The sequence below is a fragment of the Nocardia sp. NPDC052112 genome (assembly GCF_040680135.1).
GTDB lineage: Bacteria > Actinomycetota > Actinomycetes > Mycobacteriales > Mycobacteriaceae > Nocardia.
The window spans coordinates 76,519-94,078 of sequence record NZ_JBFAWD010000004.1; the positions used below are offsets into that span (position 1 = coordinate 76,519).

The following is a 17,560-nucleotide window of genomic DNA, read 5'->3' on the forward strand; positions in this document are numbered from 1 at the left end:
GCATCCTGCCAAGGACCATGCTGTGCTTGCCCGAGCGCTCCCAGCAGATGTTCCGACTGCGCAGCGCCGGTTTCGTCGAAGCCGACGCGTCGCTGACTCGACCGCCCCGCCTCCGGTAGCCCCCGTCTCGTTGCCACAAGGCTAACCAACGGCTACCGCGGCGGACCTCAACCGCAGGTGCCACGGCGTGCCAGACTCGTGCCCGTGACCGCGATATCGCCCTCATCGACCGTAGCCGCGCGCCTCGTCGTGACCGGAGCGGGTGGGCAGTTGGGACGCGAACTGTTGCGCCGCGCACCCGACGCCCACGCCTTCGGTCGCGACGAATTGGACATCACAGACGCGGCCGCGGTGCGCGCCGCCCTCGCACCGGGTGATGTCGTGCTGAACTGCGCCGCTTACACCGCCGTCGACCAGGCCGAATCCGATCCCGAAGCCGCCTTCGCGGTCAATGCGAGCGGACCGGCCGTACTCGCGGCCGCCTGTGCCAGGGTGGACGCCCGATTGATTCATATTTCGACCGATTACGTGTTCGCGGGCAACCACGACAAGCCGTACGACACCGATGACCCGACCGAGCCCGCCACCGTCTACGGCCGATCGAAATCGGCAGGCGAGCAGGCCGTGCTGGCAACCACGCCGCACGCACATGTGGTCCGCACGGCGTGGGTATACACCGGGCGCGGAAGCGATTTCGTCGCCACCATGCTGCGGCTGGAACGCGAACGCGACACCCTCGATGTGGTCGACGACCAACTCGGCTCACCAACCTACGCCGCCGATCTCGCCGCCGGACTCCTGGAATTGGCGGGGCGGCCGGATGCGCCGCGGGTGCTGCACGCCACGAACTCCGGCCAGGTCAGCTGGTTCGAATTCGCGCGGGCGATATTCGCCGGAGTCGGCGCGGATCCGACTCGGGTGCGCCCGTGTGACTCGACCGCGTTTCCGAGACCCGCACGGCGCCCGGCATATTCGGTGCTGTCCAACCGTTCCTGGGCCGATGCCGGACTGACGCCACTGCGGCCGTGGAAGGTCGCACTCGGGGACGCGCTGTCGAGGTTGTCACAGTAGGCTGCATGGCCGTGAGGGAGCGACAGCGAGCGAACCATCAACACAACGTGCAATCGCGCACGACGGAACCGAGCATCAGCGAGGCGCAGTCGTGAGTGATTCCGGATCCCCGGCCCCCGGCGGCCTTGTCGTCGTCACGGTGACTTATTCACCCGGCGAACACCTCGACCACTTCATCACCACCCTGGCGGCTGCCACCAGCGAAAAACCGCAGGTGATCCTGGCCGACAACGGGTCGGTGGACGGTGCGCCGGAGCTGGCCGCGGAGGCGAACGCGCATGTGCGGCTGCTGCGGACCGGCGGAAATATCGGATACGGCGGGGCGATCAACCGCGCGGTCGCGGAGATCGATCCGAGCGTCGAATTCATCGTCATCGCCAATCCGGATATTCGCTGGGGCACCGATTCCATCGACAAACTGCTCGCCGCCGCGAAGCGCTGGCCGCGGGCGGGCGCGCTCGGGCCGATGGTGCGCGAGCCCGACGGCAGCGTCTACCCGTCCGCGCGCTCGGTGCCCGGCCTGCTCGACGGTGCCGGACACGCGATTCTCGGCACGATATGGCCGTCGAATCCGTGGACCCTGCGGTACCGCCAGGACAACGAGCAGATCTCCGAGCGGGCCGTCGGCTGGCTGTCGGGTTCATGCCTGCTGGTGCGGCGCGCTGCCTTCGATTCGATCGATGGCTTCGACTCGCGCTACTTCATGTACATGGAGGATGTGGACTTCGGCGACCGGATGGGCAAGGCCGGTTGGCACAACGTCTTCGTGCCCGACGCCGAGGTCACCCACGCCAAGGGCCATGCGGCCGGACGCCATCCCGAGGTGATGCTCCCCGCCCACCACGCGAGCGCCTACCGCTTCCAAGCCGATCGGCATCCGCACTGGTGGCAGGCGCCGTTGCGGTTGGCGTTGCGGGCCGGACTTGCGATCCGTTCCCGAATTGCGGTTCGATCTGCGCTGCGTCAACAGGCGCGGGAAGCCCAGAGCTAACGTCACGAGTTCGGCACGCAACGGTGCCGGAACCGTGTCGCTGGGTACTGAGACTGGTGTCTGTCCGTAGACGCGGAACTCGGCGGTGTCCGGAATCGGTACCCTACCGGGCGCACCACCGGGCACGATCCACTGTGAACAGGGAGCATGATGGCAGCAAATGCAGGCACCGACGCCGTGATTCTGGTCGGCGGCCAGGGCACGCGGTTACGTCCGCTCACCCTGTCGGCGCCCAAGCCGATGCTGCCGACGGCCGGACTGCCGTTCCTGACGCACCTGCTCGCCCGGATCGCGGACGCCGGAATCACCCACGTCGTGCTCGGCACCTCGTTCAAGGCGGAGGTCTTCGAGGAACACTTCGGTGACGGCGCCGACCTCGGCCTGGAGCTCGAGTACGTCACCGAGACCGAACCGCTCGGCACCGGCGGCGGCATCCGCAATGTGCTGCCCAGGCTGCGCGCCGACAACATCATGGTGTTCAACGGCGATGTGCTGGGCGGCACCGATCTCGGTGCGATCCTGGATACCCACGAGGCCACGAATGCGGATGTGACCCTGCATCTGGTTCGGGTGAGCGACCCGCGCGCATTCGGCTGTGTGCCGACCGACGAGGAGGGGCGGGTCACCGCGTTCCTGGAGAAGACACAGGATCCGCCGACCGATCAGATCAATGCCGGTTGCTATGTCTTCCGGCGCGAATACATCGAGAAGATCCCGGCCGGGCGGCCGGTGTCGGTGGAGCGCGAGGTGTTCCCGGCGCTGCTCGCCGAGGGCGCCCGTGTGCAGGGTCACGTCGACTCGTCCTACTGGCGCGATATGGGTACCCCGGAGGACTTCGTCCGTGGCTCGGCCGATCTGGTCCGCGGTATCGCCCCGTCCCCGGCCCTGCCGGGTCAGCGCGGTGAATCCCTGGTCCACGAGGGTGCCGGTGTCGCCCCCGGTGCCTTGCTCATCGGCGGCACCGTGGTCGGTCGCGGTGCCGAAGTAGGTGCGGGCGCACGCCTCGACGGCGCGGTGCTCTTCGACGGTGCCCGCATCGAAGCCGGGGCCACCGTGGAACGCTCGATCATCGGCTTCGGCGCGCGCATCGGTCCGCGCGCCCTCGTCCGTGACGCCGTCATCGGCGACGGCGCGAATGTCGGCGCCCGCTGCGAACTACTACGCGGCGCCCGTGTCTGGCCCGGCGTCGATATCCCGGACGGCGGTATCCGCTTCTCCACGGACGTGTAATACGTAGGCGCGCTTGGTATTCGGCGTGTGCTGGGTCGACCGCGCGGCGATTCGGTCGACCCTGATCCGCTAGCACTCCGACAGTGCCGCCACACAAGATATGGACACAAGCGGCCGTGCACTGCCGATGATGCCGTTCGCGGCGGCCTCAGCTGAAGCCGACCGCTTGTTCGCCCCAGGCGATGTGCAAGTCGCGGTCCGGGTCGTCGACTGCACGGTCGATATTGTCGATGAGCAGCGTGGTGCGGGTGCCGGGGCGATAGGGGGGCCAGTGTTTGGAGCCGTCGATGGCAGCCGGGACGCCGTGGGTGGCGAAGGCGAGCCAGCGCCGTTGCATGCGACCTGAGACTTCCATGGCTACCTTGCGGCCGCCGAGCCAGAAGGTGGGGTCGTGGTTCAGGGTGCCGAAATTGCCGAAGACATAAGGTAATTCGGTGGCGTGACCGGCGCCGACGCGGGCCGCCTTCAGCATCGGAGTGGCCTGGTCGAAGCGGTACATCCAGGTCGGCGAGTGCTGGGCGTGGCCGTCGGCCACCCAGTGAGCCGGCATGCGGAAGGCCGCGTCGGTGGACATGGCAAGTGCGCCACGGGTTTTCGCGAGATCCGGATAAGCCGAGGTGATTTCGGCGATGCGCTCGGGCGACATATCCGGATGGTTGGCGGCCACGTCGCGCAGCATGATGTTCACCGCATCCGGGGTCACCGGCATGATCGGCGAGCGGAAGACGCGAAATAGCGACGCCTCGTCCTTATTGGTGCCGATGATCAGCGGCACCCGATGCGAGCGGCCCTGTTGGAAGCGGTCGATCGGATAGGTCGGGACCAAATCGCCGTCGACGACAGGCGCGGCGGCCAGTCGGCCCGGCTCCTTCAACGGAATCTCGTCCAGCAGAACTCCCGCGGCGGTCACGATCCGCTCGATCGGGCATTCCAGCAATTCGCTCGCACGCGAATACGGCAGTTCGATCAGTTCCAGAAAGCGTTGGGCCACAGCGGCCGCGCGTGCCTGGCCGAAAACCGTTGTCGCGGGCGGACTTTGCGCGATCGCCTGGTGGAACAGTCCGGCTGCGGGCGGTGCGGTCAGCAGCGCGGTCACGCAACCGGCGCCGGAAGATTCACCGAACAGGGTCACATTGTCCGGATCGCCGCCGAATGCGGCGATATTGTCGCGGACCCACCGCAGTGCGGCGATCTGGTCGTGCAAACCGAGATTCGGCGTGAAATCGTCGGAGAGCGAGGACAAATCGAGGAAGCCGAGCGCACCGAGGCGGTAGTTGACCGTCACCACCACCACGTCACCGGCTTCGGCCAGCTTGCGACCGTCGTAGATCGCCTGGGCCGCGGTGCCGAGGCAGTAGGCGCCGCCGTGCAACCAGACCAGCACCGGCCGCGGCGCACCGGTATCGGCCGAACTGCGCGGTGACCACACATTGAGCCACAGGCAGTCCTCCCCCATCCGTAGCTCGGAGTCGACCGGAACCATATTGCCCATGGTCTGCGGGGCGATATCGCCGAAGGTCGTGCACTCGCGGATGCCGTCCCATGGCTGCGGCGGCAGTGGCGGCCGGAAACGGTTCGGACCCGACGGTGCGGATGCGTACGGGATGCTGCGCCACACCGCGACCGGTCCGTCCCAGCGTCCACTCACGCGGCCCCAGGTCGTTTGCGCGACCGGCTCGGTGTCGCCGACCTCGGAGCCCGGTTCTACCTCGAACTGAGTGGTCATGGCCGCACCTCGCTGGCGCTCAGCTCCGTCGTGCCCACTCGCGTGGCTGCGCCAACGATTCGCTCGCTACGCTCGCTCATGCCCTTCCGCACCTCCTGCCTACGACCCGGGCAGTGCGCTGCGAGTTTGCTCCGGCCGGGTCCAAGCACCTAGCGATCTCTCATTCGAGAGTACGTCCAGTTGGATGGTGGGATAGGGCGGACGCACCTCTCACCCGTGGCGCTACGCTGGCCCGATGCCGAGTTATAGCTTCCGGTGCCGCAGCTGTGGCGACACTTTCGAGGTCAACCGTCCGATGGCGGAGGCGTCGAATCCGGCGGCCTGCCCGAACGGCCACGACGACACGGTCAAGCTGCTCACCACATTCGGCACGGTCAGCCGGGGTGGCGGCGGTACCGCGTCGCCCGCGCCCGCGCCGCGTCCCACCGGTGGTGGGTGCTGCGGTGGCGGCTGCTGCGCCTGAATCCGGCGTGGTCGAAATCACGTTCCATCGGACGATCGGTCCCGCTTGTCGACGTGGCCGAGATCACGCTCCGGTGCGACGCGATCGCGCACGCGCTGCTTGAGTATCGCGATATCCGGAAATCCGCCGTCCGCCTTGCGCTCCCAGATCTGCTCGCCGTCGATGGTGATGCGGAAGACGCCACCCGTGCCGGGGATCAGCGCTACCTCACCGAGTTCGGTGGCGAAGGTGCTCAGCAATTCCTGGGCCATCCAGCTCGCGCGCAGCAACCAGCGGCATTGCGTGCAGTATTCGATCGCGACACGTGGCATGGGTGGCACGCTACCTGTCACGGTTCGATGACGCCGTCGAGGTAGACCCAGGCCCCGTCCACGCGGGTGAATGTGCTGACCTCGTGCAGCGATCCGCGTCGACCGCCGGCCGCGCTGCGCGGCCCCGCGGCGCGCGGGATGCGGGGGTCTCCCCCGCAGGTGTAGTGGGCGATGAATTCCACGGTGCCGGTGTCGTCGAACGGCCCGCCGCGCTCGGTGCGCACGATCTCCAGAAACAGCCAGCGCTGGTCCGGATCCAATTCGAGCGTCTTCGGTCGGGTGCGCGGATGCCAGGACCGCAAAAGATATTCGATATCGCCGACCGCGAATGCGGTATAGCGCGCACGCATCAGCGCCTCCGCCGTGGCCGCGGACCGCTCCCCCGCGAGCACCGGACCACAGCACCCCCCGAATGCCTCCCCCCGCCTACACGGGCACGCCTGCGCCTCATCCATAACTCCAAATCCTCCTCGCCACACAAACCACCACGCGCACCGGCCATCGCCCGCAGCGCTCCTTGATCAAGATCAGGTGGAATCTACGGCGGGGTCTCTCGGGCGATGCCGCCATAGATTCCACCTGATCTTGATCCATCGCTCGGGGTGGGCAGGGGGCGAAGGGATTTCGGCGTGTTGTGTCAAGGTGGGGTGACGTGGGCGATCTGGCGGGTTGGGGGTTACGAATTACGGTGTGGAGGTGGGGAAGTGTCGACATCGATCGAGGAGCCCGACGTGGGACTGCTGAATGTGTTGAACATCTTGGGTACTGGTTCCGCCCTTGGCGCGACCAGCCTTTCACTACTGACCAGCATCATGGAACTGTTCGGTATGTCCTGATACCGCGCATCGCTGATGCGCTGCGGCGCAACAGCTTCGATGAGCACTGCGGTATGCCGGTGGGTGTGCGTCTCGACTTTCCACGACCCACAGCCATATCGATCCGGGCCCGCTGTGCACGCCACTTGTGCGCCACCGCAGCGATAGCGATGCGCGGTCAGCGGGTGACGGCTGCGGCGAGCGTGGTGGCGATTGCCGCGGTTTGTTCACGCCAGCGGCGTAGTTCGGTGACGCTCGGGGCGAGTTCGTAATCGTGGTGGTGCGCGGCGCGGGACAGGGCCGCCCATACCGTTGCGACCTGTGCGGCAGTGTCGTCGCCCGCGAATACACGCAGGGCGAGCAGTTGTGCGCGCATCGGGCAGCGCGCCAATTCCGGTGCCACCTTCGACCACAACTCATCGACGGACTGCTCGAGCGCGAGCCGCAATATCCACACCGTCGCCCGCGACCACAGCCCATCGGCGTCGGTCACCGACCCGTCGAGCAGCCGATCGACCGCATCGAACCGCTCGGCCACCGTCGGCCGTGGCGGATGCGCTTTCCCTGCACCCGGTTTACGCGCACCGCTCCGCTGCCCTCGCTCGCCCACCTTGCGTTGCCGAGCCCCACCCTTCCGTCGAGTTGTGCGCCCTTGCCAAGCCGTGCCGCTCGGCCTACCCGAATCACCCGGCACACCCGAGCCACCCGGCACACCCGAATCACCCGGCACACCCGAGTTGCCCGGCCTACCCGAGTTGCCCAGCCCACCCGAGCCACCCGGCCCACCCGAGTTGCCCGGCCTACCCGAGTTGCCCGGCCTACCCGAGTTGCCCGGCCTACCCGAGTTGCCCAGCACACCCGAGCCACCCGGCACACCCGAATCACCCGAATCACCCGAATCACCCGAATCACCCGAATCACCCGGCCCGGCCATATCACCTGGCCCACCCGAGTTGCCCGGCACACCCGAGCCACCCAGCCCACCCGAGCCACCCAGCACACCCGAGTTGCCCGGCACACCCGAGCCACCCAGCCCACCCGAGCCACCCGGCACACCCGAATCACCCGGCACACCCGAATCACCCAGCACACCCGAGTTGCCCGGCCTACCCGAGTTGCCCAGCCCACCCGAATCACCTGGCCCACCCGAGCCACCCAGCACACCCGAGCCACCCAGCACACCCGAGTCACTCGGCACACCCGAATCACCCAGCACACCCGAATCACCCAGCCCACCCGAGCCACCCGGCACACCCGAGTTGCCCGGCCTACCTGAGTCGCCGAGCACCCCGCTCATCGCCGCCTCCCGGCCATCGGTGCGCAGCATTCATTCATCGGCGTAGCCAGCCGACGAATTTTTCGGTGTCGGCGATCAGGTCGCGCATACTGCGGTCGATCGGGACGTGGGCGCCTGCGGTGGCGTCGCGTAGGGCGTCGACGACCCATCTGCCTTCGCGGGCAAGGTGTTTGTTGAGATCGTCTACTCGGCCTTCGATACCCATGACAGCCAGTGCGACCATTGCGCGGGTCGTTTGTGCGCCTTCGATATGGCGTTCGACCTCGCGGTGGTCCATGCCGTCGGCGAGCAGATTGCGACGGGCTCTGGCCAGGCTGGCCGCTTCCACGGCCGAGCGGCAACAGGTGGCCACCAGTTCGTCGGCGATCGCCGAGGGGAGTTGGGGGGTGCGGACGAGTGAGCGGGCGTCGTCGAGGTAGCGCCGGATGGGGTCGCTGGATACCCGCACTTCCACTAGCGATCGCTCGCGACGCTGCACCTCCAGCACGCTGGCGTCCAGTTGCATACGGCGCACTGCCTCGGCCAGCCGCTCGTCATGGGTGAAGACGATCACCTGACGCGTCCACGCCATCACCTCGAGTACCCTGGCCAGTCCGTCCACCTTCGCCGGATCCATGGCCTGCACCGGGTCATCGATCATGACGAAGCGAAAAGGACTGTCCTCCACCGTCGCTCGCGGCAGGAACAGCGAAAGTCCGAGGGCGTGCAGCTCGCCCTGACTCATCACACCGAGCGCGGCGCCGTCCACCTCGTCGACGGTGACATCGAGCAGCACGCGCCGTGCGGTTCCGGCATTGCCCTGCAATCGAATCGCGCCCAGTTCGACATTGCTCTGCTGACGCAATGTGCGCCAGACCCAGCGCGCCGTGGTCTCCAGCGGCGCCATCCGCTCCCCGCGCAATCCGGCCGTCGCGGATTTGAGCCAATCCTCGGCACGCTTGAGGGTGCGCAGTTCGCTGCCGTTCGCGCCAACCGCGCGTGCCCCCTCGAGCCAGGCGCTGATGCGCGGCACCAGGGGCGACCACACCTCGTCGAGGCGGTTCAGTTCCTTACGTGTGCCCTGCTGTAGCAACTCGAGTTCGTCGACCAGACGCGTATGCGCGCCGCGCAGCCGATCGGGCAGGTCAGGGGAGTTATCGGCACCGGTCAGCGCCGCCCAGTCCGTCCAGGCGCGCCGCACCGCGGTGGTGTCGACAGTGGGCGGATTGCGTGGATCGAAATCCAATTCCGGCGGGATATGTTCCGGGAGCGCGCGGGCGTCGCGGACGGCCTGCCGCAGCGCGGCACGTGCCGTCGCGAGCGCGTCGACTCGGGACGTCAGTTCGGCGATGGCGGCTTCCGCGCCACGCAACCACGTCGCGTCCAGTTCCCCGCGCCCACAGACCGGACACGCACATTCCCCACTGGCCCCGACATGATCGCGCGCCCGCCGCAGCAATTCCAATACGCGCAGGTCGGACTCGGCATTCGCGGTCGAATCGCGAGCAAGCACCGCACGGCACTCTTCCAGGCGCGCGGCAATGGCTTCCACCTCGGCGCCCGACGGCAGGACCAGCCGCACGATTGCCCGCAACCCATCCGGCCCCACCGGATTCTCCGCCGTACCGAGAATTTCGCGACCGATGGCGGTGAGATCGGGGCGGTCAGGGCGCAGCAGCGCCGCCATCCGCGCCGCGCGGTCGTCGGCCACCGCACCGAGCGCGGTCACCAGTTCGATGCGTTCCTGGCGCGAATCCCGTGCGGCGCGTTCGAGTTCCAGTCGGCGGGTGCGAATCCGCTCCTGCGCCATGGTCAACTCGTCGAGGCCGAGCAGTCGGTGCAGTGCGTCGAACAGATCGCTCGGTTTGCCGTCGACAAGTGCGCCGAGTTCGCTGTAGGACAGGAAGGGGCGATACAGCTCCAGCAAACCGGCCCAGCGGTTGCCGTCGAAATCCGCCGGCGCAGTGCCTGACCTCTGTTCGGTCCAGTGCGCCTGGCCCAGATCCGCCTGCGGTGACCACTCTTTGGCAATGGTCAACTCGGGATCTGCCCCGGCGGTAAGCAATTCGAGTTCGATGCGCGCCGAACCGCCATCGTGCAGATTCCGCCAACCCTCGCGCCATGCCGCCGAGCGGCCGTCCCAGCGGCGATTACTGCCGGTGAGCACCAGTTCGGCGGCCTCGGCGAAGCTCGACTTGCCACTTCCGTTGCGGCCCACCACCAATGTCAGACCGGGACCCGGCGGCAGTTGCAGCGTCGCCTCGGGTCCGATGCCGCGGAAGCCGCGGACCCGGATCGCACGCAGAAAAACGCCGGTGCCGTCGAATTCGGTTGTCAGATCGTCGGACTCGCCGCCGCCGAGGGCGCGGAGCACGGTATGCCCGACATCGGGGGTGACCGCGGGATCCGCCGCGAGGCGCCGGGACACCACTTCGGTGAGGCGTGGCACCGGCGCAGTATCGGTTCCGGGATCCGTACGCATGCGTAACCCCCTACACCACCGAACCGCGGCACGTCCTCCAACCCCGCATGGGGATCACTGTTGAAAGCTCAGCGAAACGCTACCCGATGGCGTCGGATTCGCCCACCGCGGCGCCATTCCACGTGACCGGAAGGGAAAATGCGAATCTGCCCGCGGGGATGGTATGGCCATCGAACAGGCTGGGCCCCGCTCGATGTCCACCCCTCGCCAACCCCGGCGGGCAGCTCGATGGTGTGTCACCCGATTTGGGTGGCTCGGTCGGAGCCGAACAGGACAGAATGCCAGAATCGGACAACCAGCGCAAGGCGCTTTTTCTGCCGAAACCGTCGTCCGCGCAGCGTATTCCAGAAAAATACCCGCTCACCACCCAACTTGTCGGTGGGCTGCGGTAGAAATTCGGCAACCGAGTAACGGGGGAAGACATGACATACAGTCGATCCGGAGCCGCCGGATGAGCCAGGCGGGAGCCATCACCATGACCGCGCCGTGGACCGAGGAGCAGGTAAGCGCGCTCGCACCCGATGCGAGCTCGCTCTCCGCCGCGCGCAAGCTCGCCGGGCGCTGGCGCGGCACCGGGCAGGCGGACGCCGCGCTGTGGGGCCGGTGTCAGGGCAGCGGCGCCGAGCCGTATCAGACGATCGTTGATCTGGCCGGTCCGGCATACAAGTGTTCATGTCCCAGCCGCAAGTTTCCGTGCAAGCACGCGCTGTCGCTCTTGCTCACCTGGTCGAGCGGTGCGATCACCGAGACGTCCGAGATCGCGGACTTCGCGGCGGAATGGATCGATGTCCGCGCGGTCCGCGCGGCGAAGCCCGCCACCGATCCGCGGGTCCGCACGGCCGATCCGGCGACCGCCGAACAGCGGCGGGTCCGAGTGACGGCGGGTCTGGCGGAATTGGATATCTGGCTCGGCGATCAAGTGCGCACCGGGTTGGCCCAGACCGATCGTTCGTTTCGTGCCTTCGAGGCGATCGCGGCCCGCATGGTCGACGCGCAGGCCCCTGGTGTCGCTGCCGCATTGCGCCAACTACCGACCACCGTGGTGACCAGGTCGGACTGGCCCGATGTCGTACTGGCCGAATACGCGAGGCTGCATCTGCTGATCGCCGCGCACCGCCGCCTCGACGAATTGGCACCGGAGTTGCGGGCCAGCGTCCGCACTCATATCGGCTATCCGACATCCGCCGAATCCGTGCGCACCGAACCGGCGATCCGGGATCGGTGGCAGGTACTCGGCATCCGGACCAGCGAGGAGGAGCGGCTGTACACGCGCCGAACGTGGTTGTACGGCAGGCAGACTCGACGCTGGGCACTGCTGCTGGAGCACTCCTTCGGTGCGCCGAATTTCTCGGCGGAGGTGCCGCTGCCCGGGATGATGGCCGAAGCGGATCTGCACTTCTACCCCGGCGGCGCGCCGTTGCGCGCGCTCTGGGGTGAACGGCACGGTCCGGCCGAACCGTTCACCACGCTGCCGGGTGCCGACGGGACGATCGCCAACGCATTGGCCGAGTATGCCGCGGCACTCGGGGGCGATCCGTGGCTGCGATTCCGACCGGTGCTGCTCACCGATGTCGTGCCGGTGTGGACCGGAAATGGCTGGTACATTACCGAATCCGACGGTACGGCGCTGCCGGTTGCGGCCGCCGAGCAACCGTGGCGACTGCTCGGAGTGTCCGGTGGGCATCCGGTGACACTGGCCGCCGAATGGGGTGTGGCCGGATTGGTGCCGATCTCGGTATTCATCGCGGGCGCGGTCATCGATGTCGGTAGCGCGGAGTTCGGCACCGCGTCGAATGCGCCTGCCGCGCCGGTGTCGGAAGAACTGACCTCGGTGGCGCTGCTCGGCACGGCCCGCAGGGCAGCCGATCCCGCGCGGCTCGAGGCTCCGGTCGCGGCCGCCGCGACCCGATTGCGCACCGATCCGGCACTGTTGCTTCTCGAATCCGCGGCGCTGCGTGGCGCTTTCGCGAGCGGCGGCGTATCCGTCAGCACGGCGACCAAGCCCGAACCCGCCGCGGATGACGCGCGGCGACTCCTGCCCGGAGCCTCGGCATCCCGCCTCGCCCGCATGCTGCGGGACCGATCCGCCTTCCTCCCGGAATGGTTCGCGGCCGCGGCGCCGTTCGACTATCGCGCCCCGGACGCACTGTGCGCGCTGCTGCTCGAGCAGGCGAAGGCGCACGCCGAACTGCGCGAGCCACTGGTGCGCCTGGCCGGAACCCGCGGCCGCTGGCTGGCCGAGCAGCACCCGGACTGGCGCGACCTGGCGCGCCAAGGACCTGCCACTGCGTCGACGGAGCAGAGCTGGCAATTCGGCCAACCGTCCGAACGCCGCGAATGGCTCACCCACCTGCGCCACCGAGACGCCGAGGCGGCACGTGCAGTATTGACCGCATCCTGGCCGAAGGAATCCGGTCCGCTGAAGGCGGAGCTACTGGCCGTACTCGCCGACGGGATTTCGGCCGACGACGAACCGTTGCTCGAGGCCGCATTGGACGATCGGCGCTCGGATGTCCGGCGAGTCGCGGCCGGATTGCTACCCCTGCTGCCGGATTCGGCATTCACACAGCGCATGACTCGACGCGCGAGCGCATGGGTCACGGTCGAACATCTGCTGCTGCATTCGAATCTGGTAGTCCGCGTTCCGGAGGAACTCGACGATGCCGACCGCAGGGACGGGATAACCGACCGCACCGTGGAATTCACCTACCGCTGGGACGGCGTACCGGATCTGCGTGCGGGCCGACTGCGGCAACTCGTCGCGGCGACACCGTTGCCGCACTGGGAGTCCGAACTCGGCGCACCGGATAAGGTCACCCTGGCCAAGATCAGTGACCGGTTCCGGCAGCCGCTGTTCGACGGCTGGGTGGATGCCGCACTGGCACAACATAATCCGGCCTGGGCGCGGGCGCTGTTCGATAGCGGGGTGCCGACCGATCTGGCCATGCTGCGGCGACGCGAACTGTTCGCACTGCTGCCGCTGCCCGATCGCACCCGGCATCTGCTGCAGTTGGACGGCGCGTGGCTCTCGGAACTCGAAGCGTTGCTGCCCGCTATGGGTCATCCGTGGCCGGAAGCCCTTGCGCAACACCTGATTCTGTTGTTGTTCGAACGTGCGCGTGCCGCGGCCAAACGCCCCGAAGCGCATGGCACCGGCCCGAGCGCACATCGGTCGCTGCTGTCCGCGGCGGCCGTGCATCTGCCCGTCACCGCGGCGCGGGCGGCCACCTCGGTCGCGCGCCGCTGCGCCGATCCCGATTGGGAGCGCGCCTTCGATCGGCTCGCCCATGACCTCAACCACCGCTCGATGATGCTCGAGGAGTTGCAGTGACCACTACCGATGCGATGCCGGAGCTGTTGCGTCCCCATGCCGAACAGGCCTACGCCGAGGAACTGCGGACACTGGCCGCGATCGACGATCGGCCGCGGCCGCCGTCCTGGCAACTGTCGCCGTGGGCGGTGGTCACCTATCTGCTCGGTGGCACCCTCGACGACGGCACGGTGATCAGCCCCAAGTACGTCGGACCGCGCCGCCTGATGGAGGTGGCGGTGGCGACGCTGGCGACCGATCGGGCGCTGCTGCTGCTCGGCGTGCCCGGTACCGCGAAAACCTGGGTATCGGAACATCTTTCGGCCGCGATCAGCGGTGCGTCGACCCTGCTCGTACAGGGCACGTCGGGCACTGCCGAAGAGGCGATCCGCTACGGCTGGAACTATGCGCGGCTGCTCGCGGAGGGGCCGAGCGAAGGTGCGCTGGTGCCGTCGCCGGTCATGACCGCCATGCGTCGCGGTGCCATCGCCCGGATCGAAGAACTCACCCGCATTCCGTCCGATGTGCAGGACGCGCTGATCACCGTGCTGTCCGAAAAGACGCTGCCGGTACCGGAACTCGGGATGGAAGTGCAGGCCACCAAGGGCTTCAACGTCATTGCCACGGCTAATGACCGCGACCGTGGCGTCAACGATCTGTCCTCCGCATTGCGCCGCCGTTTCAATACCGTTGTGCTGCCGCTGCCCGCCAGTGAGGACGAGGAGGTCGCCATCGTGACCCGCCGCGTCGAACAGCTCGGTTCCGCACTCGAACTTCCGACGGTGCCGACCGCGGCCGAGGAGGTGCGCCGGGTCGTGCGGGTCTTCCGCGAGCTGCGCTCCGGTATAACCGCCGACGGGCGCACCAAACTGAAGACCCCCTCGGGCACGCTCTCCACCGCCGAGGCAATCTCGGTGATCACCAATGGCATTGCCCTGTCTGCGCATTTCGGCGACGGCACCTTACGCGCGTCCGATATCGCCGGCGCGGTACTCGGCTCGGTCATCAAGGATCCGGTGGGCGACACCGTCATCTGGACCGAGTATCTGGAAGCCGTGGTGCGTGAACGTCCCGAGTGGTCCGACTTCTACCGCGCCTGCCGCGAGGTCACCGGATGAGGGCGCGGCGCCACCGACCGACCCGACGACACCGCATAGGCAACCGGGGGTGACACGATGAGCAAGACAAACGCCGCCGATGACGTCCAACAACGCGCCGCCCCGGGCGGTCCGGTGACCCGTGTGTTCGGCATCCGCCACCACGGCCCAGGTTCGGCCAGATCCCTGCGCACCGCACTGGAGCAGTTCCGCCCGGACGCCATTCTGATCGAGGGCCCGGCCGATGCCGACCCCATGGTCGGATACGTTGCGGCCGAGGGAATGTCACCTCCCGTCGCGCTGCTGGCCTACCTGCCGGACCACCCCGCCAAGGCCGCGTTCTGGCCGTACGCGGTGTTCTCACCGGAATGGCAGGCGTTGCAATATGCGGCGGAGCACGCGGTTCCGGTACGGTTCTGCGACCTGCCCGCGACCAATGTCCTGGCCACCGAGGACGCACCGGACGATCGCATCGACCCGCTCGCCGAGTTGGCCGCCGCCGCTGGCTACGACGATGCCGAACGTTGGTGGGACGCAGTGGTCGAATCCGCCGCCGACACCGACACCTTCGAGGCGATCACCGAGGCGATGGGTGCACTGCGCGAAGCCGCTGAACGCGGCATGTTCACACCCGGAATTACCACGGCCGCAACCGAAGATCCTTTGCCTGGGTACAGGCCCGCGCACGACATCCCGCCGGGTGATCGCTCAGCCGCAGGCCACGCTGGCGTCGAGACACACGGGCCCGATGGCGAACCCTGCCCCGTCACACATGATGAGTCGGCCGACGTCAATTCGCCGACCGGCGACACCGTCGAGGTCGAAGCCGGCGGCGCTCGCGAAGGGTCGGTAAGCGACCCACGCCGTACGGACCGCCCGGTATCCGACGCCGCAGCGGGCCGTGCCGCACAAGGGTCGGCCAGCGACAACTCGCCGACCGGCGACACCGTCGACGAAGCGGTCGGGCGCGAAGACGCCGAACGTGAACCCATCGGCATCGACGCGCACACCTTGCGGCGTGAGGCGTACATGCGGCAGACGATGCGCAAAGCGATGAAGGAGGGGGCGCAGCGGCTTGCGGTGGTGTGTGGAGCGTGGCACGCACCTGCGTTGACGGGGAAGTTGGGTCCGGCGACGGCGGATACCAAGTTGCTCAAGGGGCTTGGGAAGGTGAAGGCGACGGTGACCTGGGTACCGTGGACGCATTCCCGGCTGGCGACGACCTCCGGATATGGTGCCGGAATCACCTCACCGGGCTGGTACCACCACCTGTTCACCGAGACCGAGCAGCCGATCGCGCGCTGGCTGACCAAGGTGGCGGGGGTATTGCGCGCGCACGATCTGCCGATCTCCAGCGCGCACATCATCGAATCCGTCCGGCTCGCCGACACCCTCGCAGCGCTGCGGGGTCGACCGCTGGCCGGGCTGTCGGAGGTCACCGAAGCGGTGCGGTCGGTGATGTGCGCGGGCGATGAGACGATGCTGCGGCTCGTCGCGTCCGAACTGGTGGTGGGCGAGACGCTCGGTGCCGTACCCGACGGCACACCGACAGTCCCGCTGGCCGCCGATCTGCGGGCCCGGATCCGCACCTTGCGGCTCAAGCAGGAAGCCCTGTCCCGCAACCTCGATCTCGACCTGCGCAAGGAGCGCGAAGTCGAGCGCTCTCGACTGCTGCACCGGCTGCGAGTACTCGGAATCGACTGGGGCACACCGACAACCGGCGATATCCGCAGCACGGGCACCTTCCGCGAATCCTGGACCCTGCGCTGGCGACCGGAATTCGCCGTGTCGATCATCGAGGCCTCCCGCTGGGGCACCACCATCCGCACCGCGGCGGCGGCCAAAATCCTCGACGCCGCGGGCCGTGCGGGCAGCACCGTCGGCGATCTCACCGCCGCACTCGAGGTCGCGCTGCTCGCCGACCTAGGCGACGCCACCAACGGTCTGATCACCCGCTTGGAATCGGCCGCGGCGGTGGACCACGACATAACGCACCTGCTCGCCGCCCTCCCCGGCCTGACCCGCACGCTGCGCTACGGCGACGTCCGCGGCACCGATACCAAGGCACTCACCCACGTCGCCGACGGCCTGCTCGTGCGGATCTGCGCCGGCCTGCCGAGCGCGGTCACCGGCCTCGATACCGATGCCGCCGAACAACTGCGCACCCAACTCGATGCCGCGCACACTGCCATCCACACCCGCGACAACGACTGGGCCACCGGCGAATGGCTCGCCGCCCTGCACCGCCTCGGCGACCGCGACGACGTGCACGGCGCGCTCGTCGGCCGCGCGGTCCGATTGCTCGCGGATGCCGGACGCATCGACGAATCCGATTCCGCGCGTCGGCTTTCCGCCGCACTCTCGATCGGCAATACCGCCGCCGCCAAGGCCGCCTGGATCGACGGCTTCCTCGGTGGTCGCGGGCTGCTGCTGGTCCACGACCGAGAGCTGTTGCGGCTCATCGGCGATTGGCTGCGAAGCCTCGGCGATGACATGTTCGTCGAAATCCTGCCGCTGCTGCGCCGCACCTTCGGCGCATTCGAATCCGGGGAGCGCCGTGCCATCGGCCAGGCGGTGCGCGACGGCGGCTCCGGAACATCGAGTACCGGCGCGGACATGACGTTCGATGTCGAACGAGGGCTCGTCGCCATGCGTACGGTCGCGGACATCTTGGGGGTGCCGGTATGAGCCCGCGCGACCCACACCAGTTCAGCTCGCCGAAACGGACTTCGGCGACGGGACGGGCTTCGATGCCGCGGCGAGACCGATCGCCCTGCGCACGGATGCC

13 protein-coding genes are annotated in these 17,560 nt (G+C 68.0%); 8 read left to right on the forward strand and 5 right to left on the reverse strand.

Annotation, left to right across the window (positions count from 1 at the left end):
- Positions 1–204 precede the first annotated feature (204 nt).
- The 3 genes from rfbD (at position 205) to AB0L58_RS08780 (ending at position 3,292) form a co-directional block, all read left to right on the forward strand.
- Positions 205–1,071, forward strand: a complete 867-nt coding sequence (gene rfbD, locus AB0L58_RS08770) for a dTDP-4-dehydrorhamnose reductase (RefSeq protein ID WP_364383416.1) — start codon at positions 205–207, stop codon at positions 1,069–1,071.
- 91 nt (positions 1,072–1,162) lie between these two features.
- Positions 1,163–2,062, forward strand: coding sequence for a glycosyltransferase family 2 protein (locus tag AB0L58_RS08775; RefSeq protein ID WP_364383419.1), 900 nt, complete (start codon positions 1,163–1,165; stop codon positions 2,060–2,062).
- A gap of 150 nt (positions 2,063–2,212) precedes the next feature.
- Positions 2,213–3,292, forward strand: a complete 1,080-nt coding sequence (locus AB0L58_RS08780) for an NDP-sugar synthase (protein WP_364383422.1) — start codon at positions 2,213–2,215, stop codon at positions 3,290–3,292.
- Positions 3,293–3,440: 148 nt separating this feature from the next.
- On the opposite strand, the gene AB0L58_RS08785 is transcribed toward AB0L58_RS08780, so the two are convergent.
- Complete coding sequence (locus tag AB0L58_RS08785; protein WP_364383425.1) at positions 3,441–5,018, reverse strand: carboxylesterase/lipase family protein; 1,578 nt, start codon at positions 5,016–5,018, stop codon at positions 3,441–3,443.
- Positions 5,019–5,253: 235 nt separating this feature from the next.
- Between AB0L58_RS08785 and AB0L58_RS08790 the strand changes: the two genes are divergently transcribed.
- Complete coding sequence (locus tag AB0L58_RS08790; protein ID WP_364383428.1) at positions 5,254–5,481, forward strand: zinc ribbon domain-containing protein; 228 nt, start codon at positions 5,254–5,256, stop codon at positions 5,479–5,481.
- A gap of 17 nt (positions 5,482–5,498) precedes the next feature.
- Here AB0L58_RS08790 and AB0L58_RS08795 read toward each other — a convergent pair whose 3' ends face one another.
- On the reverse strand, positions 5,499–5,792 hold the full coding sequence (locus AB0L58_RS08795) for a SelT/SelW/SelH family protein (RefSeq protein ID WP_364383431.1): 294 nt from the start codon (positions 5,790–5,792) through the stop codon (positions 5,499–5,501).
- 17 nt (positions 5,793–5,809) lie between these two features.
- The gene (locus AB0L58_RS08800; RefSeq protein WP_364383434.1) at positions 5,810–6,247 is read right to left on the reverse strand and encodes a YchJ family metal-binding protein; all 438 of its coding nucleotides are present in this window, start codon (positions 6,245–6,247) and stop codon (positions 5,810–5,812) included.
- A 249-nt stretch (positions 6,248–6,496) separates the two neighbouring features.
- On the opposite strand from AB0L58_RS08800, the gene AB0L58_RS08805 reads away from it, so the two are divergent.
- Positions 6,497–6,628: a hypothetical protein gene (locus tag AB0L58_RS08805; RefSeq protein WP_364383436.1), complete on the forward strand. Its 132-nt coding sequence runs from the start codon at positions 6,497–6,499 to the stop codon at positions 6,626–6,628.
- Positions 6,629–6,785: 157 nt separating this feature from the next.
- Here AB0L58_RS08805 and AB0L58_RS08810 read toward each other — a convergent pair whose 3' ends face one another.
- Together AB0L58_RS08810 and AB0L58_RS08815 are read right to left on the reverse strand one after the other, a co-directional pair.
- Positions 6,786–7,934, reverse strand: a complete 1,149-nt coding sequence (locus tag AB0L58_RS08810; RefSeq protein ID WP_364383439.1) for a hypothetical protein — start codon at positions 7,932–7,934, stop codon at positions 6,786–6,788.
- A gap of 4 nt (positions 7,935–7,938) precedes the next feature.
- Entirely contained in the window at positions 7,939–10,365 is a 2,427-nt protein-coding gene (locus AB0L58_RS08815; RefSeq protein ID WP_364383442.1) for an AAA family ATPase, read from the reverse strand.
- Positions 10,366–10,816: 451 nt separating this feature from the next.
- Here AB0L58_RS08815 and AB0L58_RS08820 point away from each other — a divergent pair, with 451 nt between their 5' ends.
- From AB0L58_RS08820 to AB0L58_RS08830, 3 genes are read left to right on the forward strand one after another with little or no spacing between them, the layout of a single operon-like run.
- Positions 10,817–13,696, forward strand: a complete 2,880-nt coding sequence (locus AB0L58_RS08820) for an SWIM zinc finger family protein (protein WP_364383445.1) — start codon at positions 10,817–10,819, stop codon at positions 13,694–13,696.
- Between the two features lie 14 nt (positions 13,697–13,710).
- Positions 13,711–14,793: an AAA family ATPase gene (locus tag AB0L58_RS08825; RefSeq protein ID WP_364384493.1), complete on the forward strand. Its 1,083-nt coding sequence runs from the start codon at positions 13,711–13,713 to the stop codon at positions 14,791–14,793.
- A 57-nt stretch (positions 14,794–14,850) separates the two neighbouring features.
- A complete protein-coding gene (locus AB0L58_RS08830) occupies positions 14,851–17,460 on the forward strand; it encodes a DUF5682 family protein (RefSeq protein WP_364383448.1) in 2,610 nt (869 codons plus the stop codon).
- The last annotated feature ends 100 nt before the right edge of the window (positions 17,461–17,560 follow it).